Raw genomic sequence first — 1,354 nt, forward strand, 5'->3', positions numbered from 1 at the left:
GACTCATTGTAAAATGAAATTGAACTAATATAAAAAGCCCATAGATGACTATCTGTGTTATGATTTAATCACCACAAAAAAATCTGACACGGAGGATAATCACTATGGACTACCCTAATAATACCACTGATTCGATGATAAACAAACACCTAAGCTACGAGGAGCGAATGTTTATTCAACTTCGTCTACAAGATGGCTTTACCCCCTACAAGATAGCAAAACAGCTTGGCAGGGCACAAAACACCATTCTAAATGAAATCAGAAGGGGTACCACGACACAAATAGTTGCCAAAAAGAAAGTTGATGTATACCTGGCTTCCACAGGCAAAGCAGTCTATGACAACAATCGCAAGAACTCCTGTAAGCCCTTTAAAAGGCTTGAATGCAGCACATTCATAGACTATGCCACCAAAATGATAAAAGAAGGTAAGTGGTCTCCTGACACATGCGTTGGTCGTGCTCTGAAATCCGGAAAGTTCAAACGTTCTGAAATGGTATGCACCAAGACCCTGTATAATTACATTGACCTTGGACTTATGAGCGTTAAGAACTCCGACTTACCTCTTAAGCTTCAATACAACACAAAATCAAAACGCACTCGCAAGAATAAGAGGAAACTTGGCAACAGTATAGAACTACGACCAAAGTCCGTTGATTTGCGCAAGGAATTCGGGCACTGGGAGATAGACACTGTAATAGGTAAAAAGTCCAATGGCGAAGAAGTCTTGCTGACCATAGTTGAAAGGCAGACCCGAAACGCCATTATACGAAAGATTCCATCAAAAACAGCTGATGCAGTATCCAAGGAGTTCAAGAAGATACAAACATTTTTCGGTGTCAGGTTCAGCAAGGTGTTTAAGACCATAACCTCCGATAATGGATCAGAGTTCTCAGAGCTACATGAACTGGAGTCTATAAGCTCTACAAAGGTCTACTTCACCCATCCCTACTCTTCATTTGAGCGAGGGACCAACGAAAGGCACAATGGGCTGATACGTCGCTTCATCCCAAAAGGGAAAAGCATAAATGACTATGCTGATGAAGACATTTCCTTTATAGAAGAATGGATGAACTCATTACCCAGAAAGATCCTTGGATACAATACACCAGAGGAGCTCTTTGAGGACGAACTGGATGCAATATATGCATCATAGCAGAAGCCATCGAGTTTTCATGTAGGCCTTTACGGCATCGAGTGCCGAAAGGCCAACTTAGAGTATACGATGCTAAAGGTTGTCAAGGTCGGGTAGTATTTTCGATGAAAATCTCCACCCTTCCCATGACAAATCAATCATAATACAGTACAAGATCTGTTAGGCATGAAAATTAGTTCAATTTGTTATTGCAATTTATC

At 40.9% G+C, this 1,354-nt stretch carries 1 protein-coding gene; it reads left to right on the forward strand.

Features of this window, described 5'->3' with window-relative positions; all coding sequences use genetic code 11:
• Positions 1 to 104: 104 nt before the first annotated feature.
• Positions 105 to 1,154 carry an IS30 family transposase gene (locus ACKVDP_RS13785; protein WP_409229479.1) on the forward strand — a complete coding sequence of 350 codons (1,050 nt, stop codon included), beginning with the start codon at positions 105 to 107 and terminating at the stop codon, positions 1,152 to 1,154.
• Positions 1,155 to 1,354: the final 200 nt, after the last annotated feature.

Origin of the sequence: Gudongella ferriphila, from assembly GCF_046224405.1 — a bacterium.
Lineage (GTDB): Bacteria > Bacillota > Clostridia > Tissierellales > Tissierellaceae > Gudongella.

Coding starts and splice junctions, on each gene's coding strand:
- ACKVDP_RS13785 (WP_409229479.1), top strand. CDS start 105: ATGGACTACCCTAATAATACCACTGATTCGATGATAAACAAACACCTA.